General features: G+C 67.7%; 18 protein-coding genes. 12 read left to right on the forward strand and 6 right to left on the reverse strand.

The genetic code is table 11. The features are described 5' to 3' along the window. Window positions 1-71: 71 nt before the first annotated feature. Window positions 72-1,274 (reverse strand): amino acid aminotransferase, encoded by a 1,203-nt coding sequence (locus ACCQ04_RS00480; protein WP_226427105.1) that lies wholly within the window; start codon window positions 1,272-1,274, stop codon window positions 72-74. 157 nt (window positions 1,275-1,431) lie between these two features. Between ACCQ04_RS00480 and ACCQ04_RS00485 the strand changes: the two genes are divergently transcribed. The 6 genes from ACCQ04_RS00485 (at window position 1,432) to ACCQ04_RS00510 (ending at window position 8,019) form a co-directional block, all read left to right on the forward strand. Beyond that, entirely contained in the window at window positions 1,432-3,570 is a 2,139-nt protein-coding gene (locus ACCQ04_RS00485) for a TonB-dependent receptor family protein (RefSeq protein ID WP_226427104.1), read from the forward strand. A 276-nt stretch (window positions 3,571-3,846) separates the two neighbouring features. Beyond that, window positions 3,847-4,146, forward strand: coding sequence for a hypothetical protein (locus ACCQ04_RS00490; protein ID WP_102255271.1), 300 nt, complete (start codon window positions 3,847-3,849; stop codon window positions 4,144-4,146). Between the two features lie 125 nt (window positions 4,147-4,271). Next, a complete protein-coding gene (locus ACCQ04_RS00495; protein WP_039517928.1) occupies window positions 4,272-4,652 on the forward strand; it encodes a cupin domain-containing protein in 381 nt (126 codons plus the stop codon). 223 nt (window positions 4,653-4,875) lie between these two features. Continuing rightward, complete coding sequence (adh, locus tag ACCQ04_RS00500) at window positions 4,876-6,405, forward strand: aldehyde dehydrogenase (protein WP_102580204.1); 1,530 nt, start codon at window positions 4,876-4,878, stop codon at window positions 6,403-6,405. 168 nt (window positions 6,406-6,573) lie between these two features. Continuing rightward, entirely contained in the window at window positions 6,574-7,602 is a 1,029-nt protein-coding gene (gene adhP, locus ACCQ04_RS00505; protein WP_184457670.1) for an alcohol dehydrogenase AdhP, read from the forward strand. Window positions 7,603-7,623: 21 nt separating this feature from the next. Beyond that, on the forward strand, window positions 7,624-8,019 hold the full coding sequence (locus tag ACCQ04_RS00510; RefSeq protein WP_184457672.1) for a DUF779 domain-containing protein: 396 nt from the start codon (window positions 7,624-7,626) through the stop codon (window positions 8,017-8,019). 49 nt (window positions 8,020-8,068) lie between these two features. Here ACCQ04_RS00510 and ACCQ04_RS00515 read toward each other — a convergent pair whose 3' ends face one another. Next, the gene (locus ACCQ04_RS00515) at window positions 8,069-8,248 is read right to left on the reverse strand and encodes a hypothetical protein (RefSeq protein WP_039529303.1); all 180 of its coding nucleotides are present in this window, start codon (window positions 8,246-8,248) and stop codon (window positions 8,069-8,071) included. A gap of 153 nt (window positions 8,249-8,401) precedes the next feature. Here ACCQ04_RS00515 and ku point away from each other — a divergent pair, with 153 nt between their 5' ends. Together ku and ligD are read left to right on the forward strand one after the other, a co-directional pair. Then, window positions 8,402-9,361, forward strand: a complete 960-nt coding sequence (gene ku, locus ACCQ04_RS00520; RefSeq protein WP_104609425.1) for a non-homologous end joining protein Ku — start codon at window positions 8,402-8,404, stop codon at window positions 9,359-9,361. Window positions 9,362-9,370: 9 nt separating this feature from the next. Further along, complete coding sequence (gene ligD / locus ACCQ04_RS00525) at window positions 9,371-12,115, forward strand: DNA ligase D (protein ID WP_226427102.1); 2,745 nt, start codon at window positions 9,371-9,373, stop codon at window positions 12,113-12,115. A gap of 355 nt (window positions 12,116-12,470) precedes the next feature. Here ligD and lldD read toward each other — a convergent pair whose 3' ends face one another. Beyond that, window positions 12,471-13,631: an FMN-dependent L-lactate dehydrogenase LldD gene (lldD, locus tag ACCQ04_RS00530; protein ID WP_046345257.1), complete on the reverse strand. Its 1,161-nt coding sequence runs from the start codon at window positions 13,629-13,631 to the stop codon at window positions 12,471-12,473. Between the two features lie 136 nt (window positions 13,632-13,767). Continuing rightward, a complete protein-coding gene (locus ACCQ04_RS00535; RefSeq protein WP_226427101.1) occupies window positions 13,768-14,334 on the reverse strand; it encodes a methyltransferase family protein in 567 nt (188 codons plus the stop codon). A 59-nt stretch (window positions 14,335-14,393) separates the two neighbouring features. On the opposite strand from ACCQ04_RS00535, the gene ACCQ04_RS00540 reads away from it, so the two are divergent. The 3 genes from ACCQ04_RS00540 to ACCQ04_RS00550 all read left to right on the forward strand — a co-directional run bounded on the left by ACCQ04_RS00540 (window position 14,394) and on the right by ACCQ04_RS00550 (window position 16,937). Next, window positions 14,394-15,593: a sensor histidine kinase gene (locus ACCQ04_RS00540; RefSeq protein ID WP_167763563.1), complete on the forward strand. Its 1,200-nt coding sequence runs from the start codon at window positions 14,394-14,396 to the stop codon at window positions 15,591-15,593. Next, complete coding sequence (locus ACCQ04_RS00545) at window positions 15,590-16,222, forward strand: response regulator transcription factor (protein WP_024939865.1); 633 nt, start codon at window positions 15,590-15,592, stop codon at window positions 16,220-16,222. The genes ACCQ04_RS00540 and ACCQ04_RS00545 overlap by 4 nt, the downstream gene beginning before the upstream one ends. Window positions 16,223-16,478: 256 nt before the next feature. Beyond that, window positions 16,479-16,937 (forward strand): hypothetical protein, encoded by a 459-nt coding sequence (locus ACCQ04_RS00550; RefSeq protein WP_226427100.1) that lies wholly within the window; start codon window positions 16,479-16,481, stop codon window positions 16,935-16,937. A gap of 285 nt (window positions 16,938-17,222) precedes the next feature. On the opposite strand, the gene ACCQ04_RS00555 is transcribed toward ACCQ04_RS00550, so the two are convergent. Both ACCQ04_RS00555 and ACCQ04_RS00560 read right to left on the reverse strand, forming a co-directional pair. Further along, complete coding sequence (locus tag ACCQ04_RS00555; protein ID WP_024939867.1) at window positions 17,223-17,627, reverse strand: hypothetical protein; 405 nt, start codon at window positions 17,625-17,627, stop codon at window positions 17,223-17,225. Beyond that, on the reverse strand, window positions 17,624-20,974 hold the full coding sequence (locus tag ACCQ04_RS00560; RefSeq protein WP_226427099.1) for an nSTAND1 domain-containing NTPase: 3,351 nt from the start codon (window positions 20,972-20,974) through the stop codon (window positions 17,624-17,626). The genes ACCQ04_RS00555 and ACCQ04_RS00560 overlap by 4 nt, the downstream gene beginning before the upstream one ends. 293 nt (window positions 20,975-21,267) lie before the next feature. Here ACCQ04_RS00560 and fabV point away from each other — a divergent pair, with 293 nt between their 5' ends. Further along, on the forward strand, window positions 21,268-22,476 hold the full coding sequence (gene fabV / locus ACCQ04_RS00565) for an enoyl-ACP reductase FabV (protein ID WP_065033226.1): 1,209 nt from the start codon (window positions 21,268-21,270) through the stop codon (window positions 22,474-22,476). Window positions 22,477-22,580: the final 104 nt, after the last annotated feature.

Raw genomic sequence — 22,580 nt, forward strand, 5'->3', positions numbered from 1 at the left:
AAAAAACCGGGAGGCTGGCGCGCTCCCGGTTTGCCGGCGTCGGCCGCGGTGGCCGATCGCGATGCGCTCGCTTACATGCGGCTGACGGTGGCCACGGCCTGTGCCACGTAGTCCAGGTTGCGCTGGCTCAGCGCGGCCACGCAGATACGGCCGGTGCCGACGGCGTAGATCGCGAACTCCTCGCGCAGGCGGTCCACCTGGGTCTTGGTCAGGCCCGAGTACGAGAACATGCCGGCCTGGCGCTGGATGAACGCAAACTCCGGCGCGCCCAATGTGTCCAGCTTGGCCACCAGGCCCGCGCGCAGGGCGTGGATGCGCTCGCGCATCTCGGTCAGCTCCTGCTCCCACAGATCGCGCAGCTCCGGGCTGGTCAGCACACCGGCCACCAGGGCGGCGCCGTGCGTGGACGGGCTGGAGTAGATCGTGCGGATGATGCGCTTGACCTGCGACTGCACGGCCTTGGCTTCGGCCGCGGTGGCCGAGACCACCGACAGCGCGCCCACGCGCTCGCCATACAGCGAGAACGACTTGGAGTACGAGCTGGCGACCACGTAGCTGTCGATGCCTTCGGCAGCGAGCAGGCGCACCGCGTAGGCATCGGCCTCGATGCCCTTGTCGAAGCCCTGGTAGGCGATGTCGACGAACGGGAACAGGTTGCGTTCCTTCAACAGCCCGGCAACCTGCTTCCACTGTTCCTTGCTCAGGTCCGCGCCGGTCGGGTTGTGGCAGCAGGCGTGCAGCAGCACCACCGTGCCCGGTTCGAGTTTTGCCAGGTCGGCGAGCATGCCGTCGAAGTTCAGCCCATGGCTGGCGGCATCGAAATAGGTGTAGTCCACGACCTCGAAGCCGGCCGCGCCGAACACTGCGCGATGGTTTTCCCAGCTCGGGTTGCTGATGGCGATGGTGGAGGTGGGCAGCAGCTTCTTGAGCAGGTCCGCGCCCACGCGCAAGGCGCCGCTGCCGCCGACGGTCTGCGAGGTCGCCACGCGGCCGGAGGCCACCAGCGCCGACTCGGCGCCGAACAGCAGCTCCTGGGTGGCCTTGTCGTAGGCGGCCAGGCCGTCGATGGGCAGGTAGCCGCGCGGTTTGGCGTCCAGCGCGAGCTGCTGCTCGATCTTGTGCACGGCGCGCAACAGCGGGATGCGCCCGTTTTCGTCGTAATAGATGCCCACGCCCAGGTTGACCTTGTTGGGGCGGCTGTCGGCGTTGTAGGCCTCGGTCAGGCCCAGGATGGGGTCGCCTGGAACCTGTTCCACGTTTGCAAAGAAGGACACGGCATGACTCGCTGAAGGACGAAAGAGTGAGGGACTTCCGGGATGTTCGGCCGCGGCTGGGCCAAACCACTTCATCGTAGCAGCCCATGGCCGGCGTAGCATGCTTCGTTCCGTACGCAACGATGCGGCCACAGTACGGATGAGGGACACTACGCCCATGCCCAGACTTACCTTGTTGGCCGCCGCCTGCGGCCTGTTCGCCACGAGCGCCGCGCCGCCCGTCCTGGCCGCCGATCCGGCGCCGCCCGCCTCCACGCCGATCCAGCGATTGCCCACCGTGCAGGTGGACGCCGCGCGTGTGCGCGGGGTGGACGACTTCGACCTGCCGGCCTCCTTCACCGTGGCGGCGGCCGATGCCGACAACCGCCGCGGCGCGCAGGTGTCCGAGCTGCTGGACGGCATCCCCGGCCTGGTGGCGCGCGATCGCCAGAACTACGCGCAGGATACCCAGCTGTCGATCCGCGGCTTCGGCGCGCGTTCCACCTTCGGCGTGCGCGGCGTGCGCCTGCTGGTCGACGGCATCCCGGCCAGCATGCCCGATGGCCAGGGCCAGCTCTCGCATTTCAACGTGCTGGGCGCCGAGCGGGTGGAAGTGCTGCGCGGGCCGTTTTCGGCGCTGTACGGCAACTCCTCCGGCGGCGTGCTGCAGCTGTGGAGCGCCGACGGCAAGCCGGGCGACCCGTGGCGGCTGCGCGCCACCTACGGCAGCAATGCCACCGTCAACGTGGGTGCGCAATTGCTCGGCCAGCAGGGCGCGGTGCACTACAACCTGGCCGCCAATCATTTCGAAACCGACGGCTTCCGCGCCCATAGCCGCGCAAAGCGCGATTCGGTCAATGCCAAGCTCGGCTTCGATCTGGCCGAGGGGCGCCGGCTGGACCTGGTGCTCAACTATCTGGACGCACCCGACGCGCAGGACCCGCTCGGCCTGACCCGCGCGCAGTTCAATGCCGACCCGGCGCAGGCCACGGCGGTGGCCACCCAGTTCAACACCCGCAAGTCGGTGCGCCAGTCGCAGGCCGGCGCCATCTTCACCCAGCAGTTCGACAGCCAGACGCTGCGGCTGATGGCCTACGGCGGGCAGCGCAGCGTGGAGCAGTTCCTGGCGATCCCGGTGGCGGTGCAGCGCAACCCGCTGCATTCGGGCGGGGTGATCGATCTGGACAGCAATTACGAAGGTGCCGATGCGCGCTGGGCCTGGCAAGGCGAGGCGCTGGGCCGGCCGTTGCAGCTGACCGTGGGCGCGAACGTCGATCGCCAGCGCCAGCACCGCACCGGTTACGAAAACTTCGTCGGCGACACGCTGGGCGTCAAGGGCGCGCTGCGCCGCAACCAGCGCGACCAGGTCGAGAACGTGGACCAGTTTGCGCAGGCGTGGTGGCAGTGGAGCGCGCGCTGGTCGGCTTTGTTGGGCGTGCGGCATAGCCAGGTGCGCTTCGACTCGGACGATCACTACATCCTCGGGCGCAATCCCGATGACAGCGGCCGGCGCGATTATTCGGCAACCACGCCGGTGGCCGGCATCGTGTTCCGTGCCGCCGAAGACCTGCGTTTCTACGCCTCGGTCGGGCGCGGCTTCGAAACGCCCACCTTCAACGAGCTCGGTTATCGCAGCGATGGCGGCGCCGGCCTGGCGCTGGATCTGGGCGCGGCGACCAGCCGCAATTATGAGATCGGCAGCAAGTGGCGCGCGCAGAGCGGCGCAGCGGTGGAAGTGGCGCTGTTCCGCGCCGACACCGACGACGAACTGGCCGTGGCCAGCAACACCAATGGGCGCAGCACCTATCGCAACATCGGCGCCACCCGCCGCCAGGGCGCGGAGCTGAGCTGGAATCAACCGGTGGGCACCACCCAGCAGCTGCAGCTGGCCTACACCTTCGTCGATGCCACCGTGCGCGATGGCTACCTCACCTGCGCCAGCAGTGGCTGCGCCACGCCCACCGCACCGGTGGCCAGCGGCGCGCGCCTGCCGGGCGTGCCGCGCCAGCAGCTGTTCGCGCGCTGGCAGTGGCAGCCGCTGCAATGGCAGTTCGCCGCCGAAACGGTGGCCTCCGACGCCACCGTGGTCAACGACCTGGCCAGCGAGCGTGCACCCGGCTACGCGCTGGTCAACCTGGAAGCCTCCCGGCGCTGGACCACCACGCTGGGCGGGCTGCGCACCTTCGCCCGCATCGACAATGCGCTGGACCGGCACTACATCGGCTCGGTGATCGTCAACGACGGCAACGGGCGCTATTACGAACCCGGTCCGGACCGCACCTACACGGTCGGCCTGCAGTGGGATTTCGGCGGCTGATCCGGCCGCAGGCGGTGCGCATTCAACAACACGCACCGCCCGTAGGAGCGCCCCCGGGCGCGACAAGGCCGTCCCGCCAATGCGCGCGTCGCCACGGCGATGCATCTCCAACAAACGCTCGGCCTGCAGCGTGCTTTCGGCGGCTGATCCGGCCGCAGGCGGTGCGCATTCAACAACGCGCACCGCCCGTAGGAGCGCCCCCGGGCGCGACAAAGCCATCCCGCCAACGCACGGTCTGCCATCGACACGCCACTGACCACCACACCAGGCCCCACCATGATCGTCATCGATCACGCCCCCGCAGACTGGTTTCTGCTGCGTGCGGACAATCGCTACTGGCTGGACATCAACTGCACGATCTCGGCCACCGGCTTCTCGCTTCTGCTGGCGTTGAACGCAAAAGAGCAGGCCGACGTGCTGGCAGACGGGCATGCCGCCTGCGCACGGCTGGCCGCACAGGTGCAATGGCGGCCGCACGATTTTGCCGCGCGTGATGCCAGCGCCAGCCACGGTGCGCAGGTCATCGCAGCGGTGCGGGCGTGGCGCGCGTCAGACGCCCGCAACGCGCGCGCATGAACCCATCGCGCCGGGCAAACCGCTTGCGCTGTTCGCCACGCGCGGCTGCAATGCGCCGCGTTGATGCAGCGGTGACTGCCGGTGATGCGATGCACTAAGCTTGCAAGCGCACTCCCTGCACAAGGATGTTTCCGTTGAACACGCGCTACGCCCCGATCGATTTCAGCGACAAGCTCGCCCTGCTGTCGCAGCACTGGTCCCCGCGTGTCGTCGCGGAAATGAACGACTACCAGTTCAAACTGGTCAAGCTGCAAGGTGCGTTCGTGTGGCATCAGCATGCGGACACGGACGAGGTGTTCATCGTGCTGGACGGCAACATGACCATCGAGTTTCGCGACGGCGTGGTGGCGCTGTCGGCCGGGCAGATGCACGTGGTGCCCAAGGGGGTCGAACACCGCCCGGCGGCGGAGCACGAATGCAGCGTGCTGCTGGTCGAGCCGCGCGGTGTGGTCAATACCGGCGATGCGGGCGGCGCATACACCGCAGACAACGACGTCTGGATTTGATGGTTGTGCAATGCGTGCTGGTGCACGGCGGCCGATCCGGCGCCTGGTTGCGGAGCCCTTGCCGCGTGCACGCGGATGATGCGCTGCAGCGCAACGTCCACCACGGCGCGGGGAAACACGGCTGCGCTGCAATGACGCAGCGCAACAGCGCATGACATGACATTGCGCTAGCGCTCGCGCGGGTATACACGTGCGCATCGGACCACCTCCGCAGGAGACCATGATGAACGCGCTTGCCTCTGCAAAACCGCTCAACACCGACCCGCAGTCCATCTTCAAACCGCGTTATGACAACTTCATCGGCGGCCAGTGGGTGGCGCCGCACAGCGGCCAGTACTTCGACAACACCACGCCGATCAACGGCAAGGTGTTCACCTCGATCGCGCGCTCCAACGCGCAGGACATCGAAGCCGCACTGGATGCGGCGCATGCGGCCAAGGACGCCTGGGGCAAGACTTCCACCACCGAGCGCTCCAATGTGCTGCTCAGGATCGCCGACCGCATCGAACAGAATCTGGAGCTGCTCGCCTATGCCGAGACCTGGGACAACGGCAAGCCTGTGCGCGAGACGCTCAATGCCGATGTGCCGCTGTGCGTGGATCACTTCCGCTATTTCGCCGGCGCCATCCGCGCGCAGGAAGGTGGCATCTCCGAGATCGACAGCGACACCATCGCCTATCACTTCCACGAACCGCTCGGCGTGGTCGGGCAGATCATCCCGTGGAACTTCCCGCTGCTGATGGCGTGCTGGAAGCTGGCACCGGCGCTGGCCGCCGGCAACTGCGTGGTGATGAAGCCGGCCGAGCAGACCCCGGCCTCGATCCTGGTGTTGATGGAAGTCATCGGCGACCTGTTGCCGCCGGGCGTGCTCAACGTGGTCAACGGCTTCGGGCTCGAGGCCGGCAAGCCGCTGGCCAGCAACCCGCGTATTGCCAAGATCGCCTTCACCGGCGAAACCACCACCGGCAGGCTGATCATGCAATACGCCAGCCAGAACCTGATCCCGGTGACGCTGGAGCTGGGCGGCAAGTCGCCGAACATCTTCTTTGCCGATGTCATGGCCGAAGACGACGATTTTCTCGACAAGGCGGTGGAAGGCTTCGTGCTGTTCGCCTTCAACCAGGGCGAGGTGTGCACCTGCCCCTCGCGCGCGCTGATCCAGGAATCGATCTACGACAGGTTCATGGAAAAGGCGCTGGCACGCGTGGCCGCGATCAAGCAGGGCAACCCGCTCGATCCCAACACCATGGTCGGCGCGCAGGCCTCCAGCGAGCAGCTGGAAAAGATCCTGTCCTATATCGACATCGGCAAGCAGGAAGGCGCGCAGGTGTTGATCGGCGGCGAGCGCAATACGCTCGATGGCGAGCTGGCCGAGGGCTTCTACGTCAAGCCGACGGTGTTCAAGGGCCACAACAAGATGCGCGTGTTCCAGGAAGAAATCTTCGGGCCGGTGGTATCGGTGACCACCTTCAAGGACGAGGCCGAGGCGCTGGCGATCGCCAACGACACGTTGTACGGCCTGGGTGCCGGTGTGTGGAGCCGCGATGCGTCGCGTCTGTACCGCATGGGCCGCGCGATCCAGGCCGGGCGCGTGTGGACCAACTGCTACCACGCCTATCCGGCGCATGCCGCGTTCGGCGGCTACAAGCAGTCGGGCATCGGCCGCGAGAATCACAAGATGATGCTCGACCATTACCAACAGACCAAGAACCTGCTGGTGAGCTATTCGCCGAAGGCGCTAGGGTTTTTCTGATGCGTAGGCCTGCTACTGCTCGACTGCAATGCGTGATGGATCGGGCACAGGAACGCCGGGCCGCTGCACCGGCTGTTCATGAACCGCGCACGCGCGAATTGACCTCGATCAAGGCACGGCGTCCTCAAGGCGCCTAGGGTCGGCCGCACTATCAGTGCGGAGTGCAGCATGGACACGACAATGAAAGCGGCGGTGGTGCGCCAGTTCGGCGCACCACTGGTGATCGAGGAAGTGCAGGTGCCACGGCCCCAGGCCGGCGATCTGCTGGTCAAAATCCAGGCCTGCGGGGTCTGCCACACCGATCTGCACGCCGCGCAGGGGGACTGGCCGGTCAAGCCGAATCCTCCGTTCATCCCCGGCCATGAAGGCGTGGGCTATGTGGTGGCGGTGGGTGCGGGCGTGCGCCACGTCAAGGAAGGCGACCGGGTGGGGATTCCCTGGCTGTACTCGGCCTGCGGGCATTGCGAGCACTGCCTGGGCGGCTGGGAAACCCTGTGCGAGGCGCAGCAGAACAGCGGCTACTCGGTCAATGGCGGCTTCGCGCAGTACGCGCTGGCCAATGCCGATTACGTCGGGCATCTGCCCGCCACCCTGGGGTTTGTCGAGGTCGCGCCGATCCTGTGCGCGGGTGTCACCGTCTACAAGGGCCTGAAGGTCACCGATACCAAGCCGGGCCAGTGGGTGGTGATTTCCGGCATCGGCGGGCTCGGCCACATGGCAGTGCAATATGCCAAGGCGATGGGACTGAACGTGGCCGCCGTGGATGTGGACGACGCCAAGCTGGCGCTGGCCAGGCGCCTGGGCGCCACGGTGACGGTCAATGCGCGCACCACCGATCCGGTGGCCTACCTCAAGAAGGAAATCGGCGGCGCACACGGCGCGTTGGTCACCGCGGTATCGCCCAAGGCGTTCGAGCAGGCGATCGGCATGGTGCGGCGTGGCGGCACGGTGTCGCTCAACGGCCTGCCACCGGGCCAGTTCCCGCTGGACATCTTCGGCATGGTGCTCAATGGCGTGACCGTGCGCGGCTCGATCGTCGGCACCCGGCTGGACCTGCAGGAGTCGCTGGCCTTCGCCGAGCAGGGCAAGGTCGCGGCGACCGTGGCCACCGATACCCTGGACAACATCAACGAGGTGTTCGCGCGCATGCACGCCGGAACGATCGAGGGGCGTATCGTGCTCGACATGGCGGCCTGACCGCGCCGCAGGAGGCAGACGATGCAGGACACCACCACGCAGACAGACCCGCCGTTGCAGGTGATGGCCACGCTGGCGGCGTTGCAGTTGATCGACACGCTGCGCGCACGCCACGGCGATGTGCTGTTCCATCAATCCGGCGGCTGCTGCGATGGCTCCTCGCCGATGTGTTTCCCGGTGGGCGACTTCATCGTCGGCGACCGCGACGTGCTGCTGGGCGAGATCGGCGGCGCGCCGTTCTACATCAGCCCCTCGCAGTTCGAATACTGGAAGCACACCCAGCTGATCATCGATGTGGTGCCGGGGCGCGGTGGCATGTTCTCGCTGGAAAACGGCGAGGGCGTGCGCTTTCTGGTGCGCTCGCGTCTGTTTGCCGATGAGGAATTTGCCCAGCTGCAGCGGGCAGGCCGGGCCTAACCCTCGCCCGCCTGGCGGTGCTGCCGGGCGGGGAATCAGCCGGCTGGTTTCAGCGGTCTGCCACGGTCGACGGTGCGGTGCCGGGCTTCTTGGCCGGGGTGTCGCCATCGGCAGGAACCAGCGTGTCGGGCGCATCGCCGGCGCCGCGGTCTTCATAGTGTTCGGCATCGCGCTTGCCGTGCTGTTCGCCCGGCTGGGTCGGTTGGTCGCGCAGTGGGTCGCGGGACATGCGGTGCTCCTGGTCATGGGATGGATGCGCAGTTCACCGCGCGCGTAGTGAAGGGGACGCAGTGGCTGCTGCAGACGCACGGCTCACGCATGGATCACGGTGGCCGCGCTACAGCTATGGGTCAACTCATACAACACCCGGAGTCACACGCCGATGGCACGACCGATCTGGACCGGAACGCTCTCGTTCGGCTTGCTCAATGTGCCGGTGTCGTTGATGTCGGGCGAGCGCAAGGTGGATCTGCATTTCCGCATGCTCGATTCGCGCGACAAGAAGCCGATCCGCTTCGAGCGCGTCAACGCCGACACCGGCGATGAGGTGCCCTGGAAGGAGATCGTCAAGGCGTTCGAGTACGACAAGGGCAGCTATGTCATCGTCGAGGAGCAGGACATCCGCTCGGCCTCGCCGGAAAGCCATGAGACGGTGGAAGTGGAAACCTTTGTCGACGCCGCCGATATCGACCCGCGTTATTTCGAAAAGCCCTACATCCTGGTGCCGGGCAAGAAGGCCGAAAAAGGCTATGTGCTGCTGCGCGAGACGCTGCGCGACACCGGCAAGGTGGGCATTGCCAAGGTGGTCATCCGCACGCGCGAATACCTGGCCGCGGTGATGCCGCAGGGCGATGCGTTGATCCTGCTGCTGCTGCGCTACCAGCAGGAAGTGGTGGACCCGCAGGACTTCAAGCTGCCGGCCGGCGCGGTGGGCGAGTACCGCATCACGCCCAAGGAACAGGAGATGGCCAAGCAGCTGATCGAGTCGATGTCCGGCACCTGGCAGCCGGAGGATTACCACGACGAGTTCCGCGGCAAGCTCGAGCAGATCCTGCGCAAGCGCATCCAGGCCAAGGGTGGCACCACCACCGTGGATGTCGAGCCACCGCAGCACGAAGACGCCAGCACCAACGTGGTCGACTTCATGTCGCTGCTGCAGAAGAGCCTGCAGGCCAACACGCGCACGCCGGCCAAGAAGAGCAGCGCGCCGGCAACCGGGTCGGCCAAAAAGACCGCCATCAAGAAAGTGGCCAAGAAGGCCACCAAGAAGACCGCGGCCAAGGCCACCAAGGCCACCAAGACCACCGCCAGCAAGGCGGCGCCGCGCCGCAAGGCCGGCTAGGCCCCGCCCATGTCATTGCACGATTACAACGCCAAGCGCCGCTTCGACCAGACCCCGGAGCCGGCCGGCGACACGCCGGCGCGCGCCAGCAAGCAGCCGATCTTTGTCGTGCAGTTGCACCACGCCAGCTCGCGCCATTACGACTTCCGTCTGGAAGCCGATGGTGTGCTCAAGAGTTGGGCCGTGCCGAAGGGCCCATCGTTGCGCGTGGGCGAAAAGCGCCTGGCGGTTCAGGTGGAGGACCACCCGCTGTCGTACGCCAGCTTCCAGGGCGACATTCCGCAGGGCCATTACGGCGCCGGGCATGTGGACGTGTTCGACCACGGGCATTGGCAGTGCGAAGGCGATGCGTTGGCGGCACTGGAAGCCGGCAAGCTGGAATTCGAACTGCAGGGCACGCTGCTGCGCGGCGGTTTTGCATTGGTGCGCACGCAGATGCGCGGCGGCAAACCGCAATGGCTGCTGTTCAAGCGCAGCGATGCGTACGCCGCAGATCTGGATGCCGATGCGCTGGTGGCGCAGCAGGCCGCTGGCGCATCGGCTGCAGTGGCGCCGGCAACCCGTGCCAAGGCTAGCCGGGCGCGGCGTGCGCCGGCAGCAACGGCGAGCGCCGGGACGACTGCAGCTGGCAAACGCGCGCGCCCGGCGCGTGCGGACGCCCGGCAATGGCGTACCCGCGCCCTGGCGCTGGACGGCGCGCGCGATGCGCCATGCCCAACCGAGCTGCGCGCGCAACTGACCTTGCTGCGCGAGCAGGCGCCGGATGGCGAGCGCTGGTTGCACGAGATCAAATGGGACGGCTACCGCCTGCTGGCCGACATGGTCGATGGCCAGGTGCAGCTGCGCTCGCGCAACGACCAGGCCTGGACGCAGCGCTTCCCGGACGTGGTGCGCGCAGTGCAGGCCCTGCCGGTGCGCGATGCGCGCCTGGATGGCGAGCTGGTGGTGCTGGATGCGCAGGGGCGCAGCGACTTCTCGGCATTGCAACGCGCGCTCGATGGCAGCGTCACGCAGCCGCTGCGCTACATCGTGTTCGACCTGCTCGGCGTGGCCGGGGTGGATCTGCGCGACACCCCGCTGCTGCAACGCAAGCAGTTGCTGCACGACGTGCTGGGCGATGTGCCGGGCACGCTGGCGTTTAGCGACCATGTGATCGGCCACGGCCCGGAGGTCTTTGCGGCCAGCGCCGGCACCGGCTGGGAAGGCATCGTCAGCAAGCTCGCCGATGCGCGGTATCGCGAAGGGCGCAGCGCCGATTGGGTCAAGACCAAGCACGAAGACAGCGACGAGTTCGTGGTGGTGGGCTACACCGACCCGAAGGGCGCGCGCAGCGGCTTCGGCGCCTTGCTGATGGCGCAGCGCGAGGGCAAGACGCTGCGTTACGTCGGGCGTGTGGGCACCGGCTTCGACGATGCCTTGCTCGGCAAGATCACCGCGCTGTTGCAGGCGCTGCATAGCGACACCGCCACGCTGGAATTGCCGACGCATATCCCGGGGCGGCCACGCGATGTGCATTGGGTACGGCCGGTCTTGATCGCCGAGGTCGCCTTCCGCGGCTGGGCGAAGGAAGGCCTGCTGCGGCAGGCAGCGTTCAAGCGTCTGCGCGAGGACAAACCCATGAGCGAGTTGGGCGGTGACCGCGCCGCGCCAGGCAAGGCGCGTGCTGCGGGTAAGGGCGGTGCTGCGACCATGGTCGCTGCACCTGCGCGCAAGGCGGCGACGAAGAAAACCTCCAGAACGACGGTCGACCCATCTACCAGCACCGCCAGCAAGCGCGTGCGGTCGACGGCATCGAAGACGACTGCGACGACATCCAAAAAGGCTGCAGCGTCCACGTCCACGGTCTCCAAATCCACAACATCCAAATCCACGTCCACGTCCACGGACGGCATCACCATCACCCATCCCGAGCGGGTAGTGTTTCCTGCAGCGGGCATCAGCAAGGGCGATGTGGCCGACTATTACCGCGCCGTGGCACCGCTGGTGCTGGCAGAGATCGCGCGCCGCCCCTTGTCGCTGCTGCGCTGCCCCGATGGTGCCGGTGGCGACTGCTTCTTCCAGAAGCACGAGGGCCGCCATCTGGGCACGCATATCAAGGCGATTCCGCTGCAGCAGAAGAGCGGCACCGAGGACTACATCTACGTCGAAGATGCCGCCGGCCTGCTCGAGCTGGTGCAGATGAACACACTGGAGCTGCATCCCTGGGGCGCGCAGGTCGACGATGCGGAGCATCCGGATCGGCTGGTGTTCGACCTGGACCCGGGCGACGGGGTGTCCTGGACCGACGTGGTGGCGGCTGCGCGCGATATCCGCGCCAAGCTGCGCAGTGCCGGCCTGGAAAGCGCGGTGCGCCTGTCCGGCGGCAAGGGCCTGCATGTGGTGGTGCCGATCGTGCCGGAGGCGGACTGGGAGCAGGCGCGCGATTTCTGCGAGGCCTTCGCCCAGGCACTGGCAACGCACGCCCCGGACCGCTACGTGGCCACCATGAGCAAGGCCAAGCGCCACGGCGTGATCTTCGTCGACTGGCTGCGCAACGGGCGCGGCAATACCAGCGTGTGTTCGTGGTCGCTGCGTGCGCGCGAAAAGGCCACCGTCGCCGTGCCGCTGCGCTGGGAAGAACTCGGCAAGATCAGCGGCCCGGATGCCTTCCCGATGGACAAGGCCCTGCAACGGGCCAAGCGTCAGCGTGCAGATCCGTGGGAATCGGTGCTGGCGTTGCAGCAATACTTGCCCACCGGTGACGACAACCACTAAGAGCCAACAAGACGACTGCGCCGCCACCAGGCGGGCGCGGTCGATGCTCGGAATTGGCATGTCCCCCGCGTGCGCCGGTGCTCCTCCACGGGCCCGCACCCACCCGACGACTGCTCGCTTATGCGATCAGATACGCATCACACATACAGCCTGACCAAACCCACCGACCATCGAGACTGGTCCTTGCCCGTCCACCGTCGCGGGACCTTACGTGGCATGGATGCCGCGTAAGCGCCTACATGGACGTACTTGCGGCGTGTCCTGCGAGGGTGGGCGGGCAAGGGCCCTGCAGCCAAGTCGCAGATCACCCGCTCTCAGCTACCAACGCATCCCAAATCCCAAATCCCGAATCCCATCAAGGCGAGACCGCGTTCTCCCGCGTCACCCGGCTCAACGCATCGCTGCTGATCTCGGCAATTGAATGGGTGCCGGTCAGGGTCATCGCCACGCGCATCTCGCGCTCGATCAGGGTCAGCAGATTCTCCACGCCGGCCTGGCCGCCGGCCGCCAGCGCATAGACGAACGCGCGCCCCAGCAGCACCGCGTCGGCGCCCAGCGCCAGCATGCGCACCACGTCCAGGCCGCTGCGGATGCCCGAGTCGGCCAGGATCTTCAGTTGCCCCTTCACCGCATCGGCAATGGCCGGCAATGCGCGCGCGCTGGACAGCACGCCGTCGAGCTGGCGGCCGCCATGGTTGGACACCACGATGCCGTCGGCGCCGAAGCGCACCGCATCGCGCGCATCGTCCGGGTCCAGGATGCCCTTGATCACCATCGGCCCGGTCCAGAACTCGCGGATCCATTCCAGGTCTTTCCAGGCGATGGACGGGTCGAAGTTGGCGCCCAGCCAGCCGATGTAGTCCTGCAGGCCGGTCGGGCTGCCGCGGTAGGTCGAGATATTGCCCAGATCGTGCGGGCGACCCAGCAGGCCCACGTCCCAGGCCCAGCGCGGATGCGTCACCGCCTGCAGCATGCGCCGCAGCGACGCGTTGGGCCCGCTCATGCCCGAGTGCGCATCGCGGTAACGCGCGCCCGGCGTGGGCATGTCCACGGTGAACACCAGCGTGGTCACCCCGGCCGCCTTGGCGCGCTCCAGTGCGTTGCGCATGAAGCCGCGGTCCTTGAGCACGTACAGCTGGAACCACATCGGCCGCGTGATCGCCGGCGCCACTTCCTCGATCGGGCACACCGACACCGTGGACAACGTAAACGGGATCCCGCGTGCGGCCGCCGCGCGCGCGGCCTGCACTTCGCCGCGCCGCGCATACATGCCGGTCAGCCCGACCGGCGCCAGTGCCACCGGCATCGCCAGCGTCTCGCCGAACAGCTCGGTGCCCAGGCTCAGGTCCGACATGTTGCGCAGCACCCGCTGGCGCAGCGCGATATCGGCCAGATCCGCGACATTGCGCCGCAAGGTGTGCTCGGCGTACGCCCCGCCATCGATGTAGTGGAACAGGAACGGCGGCAGGCGCGCCTGCGCGGCGGCACGGTAGTCGGAAGCGGCGGAAATGATCATCGAAGACGAACGGCAGCGGCGGGGTAGCCGCTGAGTGTAAGACCATCGGTGTGGCCGGTGGACCGCTGCGCGATCTGCAGGACGCAAGCCCGGCAAGGCCCAGCGCAGTGGTGCTGCGCCGCTGCCTTATCAACTCTTACCACACCAGCGGCAGTAGGCGCCGGCTCTGCGCTGCATAAGCCGGGTAAGCCAGCGGAAAGGCACGCTGCAATGCGGCCTCTTCGATACGGATGCGGTGCAGAAAGACCCAGGTCACCGGCACCACGATCGCCGCCACCGACAACGCATTGCCCATGCCAAGCGCCAGCCCGTAAAAGGCCATCAGCGCGCCGGTATAGGACGGGTGACGCAGCCAGCGGTATGGGCCGCTGCGCACCAGCTGGTGATCGGGCTGGATGGTCACATCCACCGTGAACCAGCGCGCCAGCACCTGGATGGCCCACACGCGCAACACCAGCCCACTGCCGATCAAGGCGCAGCCGGCCCATTGCAGCGGCGCGCCCCAACCCTGCGGCCAGTGGGCCAGGCCGCTGTAGGCCAGTGCCACCGCAACGGCCACCGCCGCAGACAACACGCGCCACAGGTGTTGCAGGGTGCCTTGATCGTGCGCGCCACCGTCGCCGGCACGGCGGCGGCGACTGAGTAGCAGTTCGTAGCCGCCCCATAACAGATTGAGCGCAAGAAACAGACTGGAAGCGGACATGGCGTGACTCCGTGGCGATGGATGGGCTGGTGATGCCAGTGTGCGCACGCGCCGCATGGATCGCAGGAGCCGCAGGTCATCGATCGCACCTGCCGGAAGTCACTTTCTGCACGCGCACCATTGCCGAGTGGCCGCGCGGCCGTCAGCATCGCCGCATGCATTCTTCCCTAAGTCATCTCTCGCATCCGCTGCGGCTGGCCGGCGCGTTCACCATTGCGGCGGTGGCGTTGTCGTTCATGCCCGATGCGTCACCGCAGGGCGCCTGGCGCTGGGGCGTGCTGGCCGGCTTCACCGCCTTGTTCCTGCTGCACACCGTGTTGCCGTCGCTGCATGCCTTGCGCACTGCCGCCACGCTGCTGCAGGCGGTCCTGGCCCTGCTGCTGGTGTGGATGGAGCCGCGTGCCGGCACCGCCCCGGTGCTGCTGGTCATGCTGGTCGCGCAGGCGGGCATGACCTGGCCGCCGGTGCGCGTGCTGTTGCTGGCGCTGGCATTGAACGCGGGCATGTATGCGCTGCTGGTGCAGGCCGGGTTCGAGCGCCCGTGGTTGATCGTCGGCATCTACGCCGGTTTCCAGGCCTTCGCCGCGCTGACCGCGCATTACGCGCGCAGCGCCGAGCGCGCGCGCGATGCGCTGGCCTACGTCAATGCCGACCTGCTGGCCACCCGCGCGCTGCTGGCCGACAGCGCGCGCGATGCCGAGCGCCTGCGCCTGGCGCGCGAGTTGCACGATGTGGCTGGGCACAAGCTCACCGCCATGCGCATCAACCTGCGCCTGCTCGGTGCCGACCCGGTGCTGGCGCGGCGCGACGAGGTCGCGGTGGTGGAGCAGCTGTCGGCCGAACTGCTGTCGGACATCCGCAACGTGGTGCAGTCGCTGCGCGACGATCAGGGCCTGGACCTGCAGACCGCCTTGCGCGCGCTGGCCGCACCGTTCCCACGCCCGGCGCTGCGCCTGCAGATCGACCCGGCCGTGCGCATCACCGATGCCCGCGTGGCCGAGCTGCTGTTGCGGCTGGTGCAGGAGGCGCTGACCAACGCGGTGCGGCATGCCGACGCCAACGAGGTCGCGGTGCACCTGCAGTGCGCGGGCGCGCAGCTGCAGGTGGACATCTGCGACGATGGCCGCCGCGCCGAGCGCATCCGCGAAGGCAACGGCATCACCGGCATGCGCGAACGCCTGGCCGCCCTGCACGGGCAGCTTGAGCTTGGCCGCACGCCCACTGGCGGCATGCATCTGATGGCGAGGCTACCGGCATGAGTGCCCATCGCATCGCGCTGGCCGACGACCAGATCCTGGTCCGCGCGGGCCTGCGCGCGCTGTTGCAGCAACAAGGCGTGGAGGTGGTCTGCGAGGCCGACGACGGCCAGGGCCTGCTGGACGCGCTGGTCAGCACCACCGTGGACGTGGTGCTCAGCGACATCCGCATGCCCGGCGTGGACGGCATCCAGGCGCTGCAGCAACTGCGCGCCCGTGGCGACCGCACCCCGGTGCTGCTGCTGACCACCTTCGACGACAGCGACCTGCTGCTGCGCGCCACCGAGGCCGGCGCGCAGGGCTTCCTGCTCAAGGACGCCGCCCCGGAAGACCTGCGCGAGGCGATCGAGCGGGTGGCCCACGGCGAGACCCTGCTGCAGCCGGTCAGCACCGACCCGGTGCGGGCGCGTTACCAGTTCCGCGACCAGCAGCCCCCGCGCGAGACCTTCAGCGAGCGCGAGGTGGCGATCCTGCGCCTGCTCGCCGGCGGCTATTCCAACAAGGAGATCGCCCGCACGCTGTTCCTGGCCGAAGGCACGGTGAAGAACTACGTCTCCACCATTCTGGAAAAGCTCGGCACCCGCGACCGCACCAGGGCGGTGTTGAAGGCGATCACGTTGCGGGTGATTTGAGGGCGGGGATTGGGGAGTCGGGAGTGGGGATTGGTCAGAGCGGACTCAGGAATCGGGAATCGGGAATCGGGAATCGGACACGATCTCGCCAGGTTGCATGGCATTGTTTCATAAGGAATTTCCCGGATTCGGAAGGATTGGGCAACAACCGTAAGGTTGCCGTCAGGTCGTGTGGGCGGCCCGGCGGGAAGGTCGTCCGGCGGCCACCGAGGTCGCTCGGGGACGCGCCGCGCTCCGGTCCGCTGCGGAGTGCGTCATGCGCCTGGTCCGGTATCTGTTCGTGTTGATCGTCGTGCTGTCCACCAGCGCCTGGGCGGCGCCCACCCAGGCCGACTTGCCGATCGCCTGGGTCCAGGCCGCACTGCACACCCAGCCGCCAACCGAGCGCGACCTGCGTGTCGGCGTGGCGCTTTGCGACCTGACCGCGCAGGGCGCGGCGGCACGAACCTGCGACAGCTTGTCCGCCCAGACCGACCAGGGCGGTTGCAGCCCGGGCCCGGCCTGTCGGTCATGGGCAGGGCGCGGCGTTGGCAGCACCCATCGCATCGGCACCGGCATACCCGGCGCGTGGTCTAGCCGCGGCCAGTTCAAGGTGGCTTTCAGCAACGGCTCCGAGCGCGATGACCGGCGCCACCCGGTGGCACCGCATTGCATTGCCGGCCTGGCGAACGCGCCGGCCGGCATCCAGCCGCGCGCGTGGGACTGCGTGGGATAAGTAAGAACGTCGCCAGGCGACGCGGGCGACACCGCGGCGGGCCTGCCTGCCGCGATCTACGGTTGGCCGGAGCGCCCGGCAACGCGCACGCCAGCCAGCTCGCAGCGCGATATATCGCGACCGCCAGGAGTCTCCTCCGTGGCAACTGGTCCAGTGTGCAGGTCGACCTTAGGTATCTGCGGCAGTGGCTCGGCCATCGCTGGCCCAAGCCCCGCGCATGCGCACGCTGTGCCGCAACAACACACCGCCTGGCGACGAGCCGCCAGACGGTTGTCGACGCAGGGCTTACGGCCGGGGCGGGGTTTCCTGCGGGTTGATCTGCGGATCGTTGCCCACCTGGGGGTCACAGCTGAACCAGGTCTTCTTGTCCTTCCGGCTTTCGTCCTCGACGATGATGGTCAGGAAGATCAGGGTCGGGACGCTATTGGCATTGGTGACCTGCACGCTGCGGCCGTCGGGGCTGATCGTGGGTTGCCCGATCTGTTTCAAGGCATCGGAACTCAGCAGGCTCCTGATCTTGAAATGCCGGGGGACGACGTCTTCATCGAAGTAATAGTGCAGCGTCGATGCCTTGTCGTGCTTGTCCACAATCAGCAGGTCCGGGGCGAAGCTGTAGAAATACTCGCCGGCACCGGTGTTGCCGCCGAATCCCACCCGCGCCACCGTGAGCTTGATCTTGAAGTCCGTCATGAGCTGTCCTGTTCCTTGAAAAGCGGGGCATAGAGGGAGACGAATCCCGGGTGGCGGTAGCCCGCGTGATACAGCCATCCGAGCTGTTGCGTAACGGCGCTGCGCTGGCCCAGATGCACCTGTGCGCGAATCCAGGGGTCCAGCAGGTTCTTGTCGCGGCTGTTGCCGATGTCCTTGCCCAGTACGGCCACCGCGCGCTGCCACGCCGCGCGTGCGCCGGCTGCGTCGCCGGCGGCGGCCTGGTGTTCGCCCTGCCAGACCAGCGCCTGGGCCAGCGCGGCCAGGCCGAGCAGATCGTCGGGCCTGGCGCGGTGCAGGGCATCCAGTTGCGCAACGATCGGCGCCAGGCCATCGGCGTGGTTGCCCGCGCGCGTGCGCTGCACGCGCTCAAGGCGCAGCGCGATGATGGCGTCCAGCCACTGCCACTCCGGCAGCGGTTGCGCCTGTGTCAGCAACCCGGCCATGGTCTGGCGGGCGCGCTCGAGGTGCCGCACCGCCAGTTCGGGCTGCCCGTCCAGCGCGGCCATCCAGCCGATCTGGGCGTCGGCATGCGCCAGATCGCGGCGCCAGGCGACATTGTCCGGCTGCAAGGCCACCAGCGCCTGCAGCATGCGCAGGCTGTCCTGCGCATCGGTCTGCGCCTGGTGCAGCTGGCCGCGCGCCAGTGCCAGGTTGGAGACGCGGATCAGTGAGCCGGCCAGACGCCTGCGCCAGGCATGCGCGTCGGGATCGTGGTCGACCAGCACACGCAGCATGGCGATCTGCTCGCGGTAACCCTGCTCGGCGGGGGCCAGCGAGCCCTGCATTTCCTGCGTCAGGCTCAGCCAGGACAGGCTGTCCACCAGCTCGTAGCGCAGCGCCGCGTTGTCCGGTGTGCGCGCCAGCAACTGGCGCTTGAGGGCGATCGAGCGTGCAAACAAGCCGATCGCCGCGCCGGTCCGGCCTTGCTCCTTGGCCAGCGTGCCGAGGTTGTTGAGCGCGTAGGACAGTTCCAGTTGCCAGTGCGGATCCTGCGGCGCGGCGCGCACCAGGTGTTCGCAGGCGGCCAGGTACTGCGACCAGTAGCGTTGTGCCACGGGCAACTGCTTGCTCCGGTAGGCAAGATCGCCCAGCCAATACGCGGTCTGCCCGGTTTCGGCGTGCGCCTCCAGCGACGCCGGTGCACGCGCACGCGCCTGCTCGGCAGTGGCGGCGGCACGCGTGAATGCCGCCTGCGCCTCGTCCAGCTTGCCCTGGTTCATCAGCACCTCGCCGGTGGTGCGCAGCGCACGGGCGTGGTTGATCAGATCGCCTGTCTGCATGCTCGCGCTGGGCAGGTCTTCCAGGTAGCGCAGCGCGCGGCTGCCCACGCTGTCGAGCAGCTTGAGGTTGCCCACCGTGCGCAACTGCTCGGCCAGGTCGCCCAGCATGTAGCTCACCAGTTGCTGGGCCTGGTCGCGCCGTTGTTCGGCCACCTGCTGCGCTTGCCGCGCCTGCCAGCCCAGCAGCATCGAGGCGCTCGCCAGCACCACCAGCAAGGTCGCTGCCGCTGCATACAGGCCGCGGCGGCGGCGTTGCGAGCGCTCGCAGGCATGCAGGAACGCGTGATCCAGCGCGTCCAGATCCTGCGGCATGCGCCGCGCCGCCTCGCGCGCTTCGCTCAACGGGCGCCCGCTGTTGAGCAGGTGATCGCTGCGCCGGCCTTCGGCTGCCCAGCGCTGTGCGGCCAGCTGCAGCCGCTTGCGTGCCTGCAGCAGACGGCGGTTTTCGTGGATCCACTCGGCCGCGCGCGGCCATTGCCGCAGCAAGGCTTCATGCGCAACCGCAAACCCCGGCTCGCCGGCCACCAGCTCGCTGACGAACAGGCGCGCCTGCACGAAGGCATCCACCAGCACGCGCGCTGCGCCGTGCGCCGGCAGCGCCGACCACAGCGCACGCCGCGCGGTCACCGCATCGCTGTCGGGATGGATCACGCTCAGCAAGCTCAGTACCTCGCCCAGCGCCGCCTGTGCGGCAGCCGGCAGGGCACGGAAGGTGTGTTCGGCATGGTGCGCCAATGCGCCTTCCAGCCCGCCCAATGCGCGGTAGGCGGCAAAGGTCAGCAGCCCGTCGTCGCTGCGTTGCGCGTGCAGGGCATGCAGCAGGTGCTGCAGCAGCGGCAGGGCATCGGGCTGGCGCGCGGTGGCATCGCGCAGCACATCGTCCAGCCGGCTGGCGCTGTCGCGGTCCTCTTCAAAACGCAGCCCGGCCATGGCCGCCGGCACGCGGATGATCTGGCCGATCTCGCCATCGCGCGGCGCCAGCAGATCCACGTGCCCGTCGCCGCGTTTGAGTTCGACGATCTGCGGCAAGGCGTCGATCAGGCGCGGGTAGAAATCGCTGCGGGTGAGCATCAGCACCGCCACCTGCGTGCTGCTGCACAGCGCCTGCAAGGCCGCGGCCAGTGCGGCGCGGTCGGCATCGGTGATCCCGGGCGTGGCCACCAGCGCTTCTGCGTGGTCGATCACCAGCAGCAGATGGCGCTGGGTCTGTGCGCTGTCGCGCGCTGGTGGGCGTTGACGCATCGCCTCGCCAATGGCCGCATGCAGCGGGGCAGGGCGCTGCAGCCACTCGGGCAACGCCGCCATCTGCGCCGGCGAAAACACCGCGCGCCCACCCGCTTCCCAGTCACCGAGTGCGCGCGCCAGTGTGTCGAGCACATCGCCGCCACGGCATTGCGCCAGGTTGCAGTACGCCACCGCAATGGCTTCCAGCCCATCCAGCCCGCCGGGCTGTGCCAGCAACGGCACCACGCCGGCGCGCAGCAACGAGGTCTTGCCGCAGCCGCTGGCACCGCTCACCAGCACCAGCCCGCGCTGGCTGTGCAATTGCGCGCGCATCGCGCCCAGCACCTGCGCAATCGCATGGCTGCGGCCGAAGAAGACCTCGGCGTGTGCGGGATCGAACGCCTGCAGCCCCACATACGGGCTGCCGTGTCCCCACACCTGCGTGCCCATCACCGCACCGCGATAATCGTCGGGAAACACCACCTTGGGCAGCAGCCGGTATCCGCGCTTGCGGATGGTTTCGATGTAGCGCGGTTGGCGGCTGTCGTCGCCCAGCTTGCGGCGCAGTTGGGCGATGGTCTTGTGCACCGGGTTGTCGCCGTAGAAGCTGCCGTGCCACACCTCGATCAGCAACTGCTCGGCGCTGACCACCTCGCCGGCACGTTCGGCCAGCGCGATCAGCACTTCCATCATGCGCGGTTCCAGCGCGATGGTCTGGCCGTCGTCGATCAGGGCAAGCCGTTCCGGCTCGACCAGCAAGGGCCCAAGCCGAAACCGCGGGACGGAGCCCAGCTGCGTGACGCGCTCGCTTCGAAGAGACATTCGCTCGGATACCGGTCGCACGGTGGGAGGAGCCTCGACGATCGCCATCAGGCGCGGCCAGGCACGGCACGGCAGGCGCAAAAGTAGCACAGGCGCTGACGCAGGAAATCGATGGTGATCGCCGTTCGTTCGCGTCCGTGCGCGGAAGATACATGCCCGGTCGTGCGGCATGCCAGGCGCTGTAGGCGGGCTTCATGCAACGCCATACAGCGGCGTGTGGTGCGCCTCAGGCTGTTTCGCCAGCAGGCCAGCGATTAAGATGCCGCCAGCATCTTGCTGACCAGGAGTCCACGTTGATCATCCATCCCAAAGTGCGCGGCTTCATCTGCACCACCACGCATCCGCTTGGCTGCGAGCGCAATGTGCTCGAGCAGATCGCGGCCACGCGCGCGCGCGGCGTCCGCAACGACGGCCCGAAGAAGGTGCTGGTGATCGGCGCATCCAGCGGCTACGGCCTGGCCTCGCGCATCACCGCCGCGTTCGGCTTCGGTGCCGACACGCTCGGCGTGTTCTTCGAAAAACCCGGCAGCCCGAGCAAGGCCGGCACCGCCGGCTGGTACAACTCCGCCGCGTTCGACAAGCACGCCAAGGCTGCGGGCCTGTACAGCAAGTCGATCAATGGCGATGCGTTTTCCGATGCCGCACGCGAAAAGGTCATCGAGCTGATCAAGACCGAGATGGGCGGGCAGGTCGACCTGGTGGTGTATTCGCTGGCCTCTCCGGTGCGCAAGCTGCCGGGCACGGGTGAAGTGAAGCGCTCGGCGCTCAAGCCGATCGGCAACACCTACACCGCCACCGCCATCGACACCAACAAGGACACCATCATCCAGGCCTCGATCGAGCCGGCCAGCGCGCAGGAGATCGAAGACACCGTCACCGTGATGGGCGGGCAGGACTGGGAGCTGTGGATCGACGCGCTGGAAGGCGCCGGTGTGCTCGCCGATGGCGCGCGCAGCGTGGCCTTCAGCTATATCGGTACCGAGATCACCTGGCCGATCTACTGGCACGGCGCGCTGGGCAAGGCCAAGGTCGATCTGGACCACACCGCGCAGCGGTTGAACGCGCGCCTGGCCAAGCGCGGCGGCAGCGCCAACGTGGCGGTGCTCAAGTCGGTGGTCACCCAGGCCAGCGCGGCGATCCCGGTGATGCCGCTGTACATCTCCATGGTCTACAAGATCATGAAGGAAAAGGGCCTGCACGAAGGCACCATCGAGCAGCTCGACCGCCTGTTCCGCGAGCGCCTGTATCGCGAAGATGGCCAGCCCGCCGAGGTGGACGCCGAAAACCGCCTGCGCCTGGACGACTGGGAACTGCGCGACGACGTGCAGGATGCCTGCAAGGCGCTCTGGCCGCAGGTCACCACCGAGAACCTGTTCCAGCTCACCGACTACGCCGGCTACAAGCACGAGTTCCTCAAGCTGTTCGGCTTCGAGCGCGACGATGTGGACTACGACGCCGATGTGGAGACGGACGTGAAGTTCGACTGCATCGAGCTGAGCTGAGAGCAGGGATTCGGGAATCGGGATTTGGGATTTGCAAGAGCGGTGGGTGGCTGCATCGCTGATCTTCGGCGGATCCAAATGCGTTGCGGCAAGGACAATCGGCA

It is taken from the genome of Xanthomonas sp. NCPPB 2866 (assembly GCF_041475745.2).
In the GTDB taxonomy this organism is placed as follows: Bacteria; Pseudomonadota; Gammaproteobacteria; order Xanthomonadales; family Xanthomonadaceae; genus Xanthomonas; species Xanthomonas arboricola.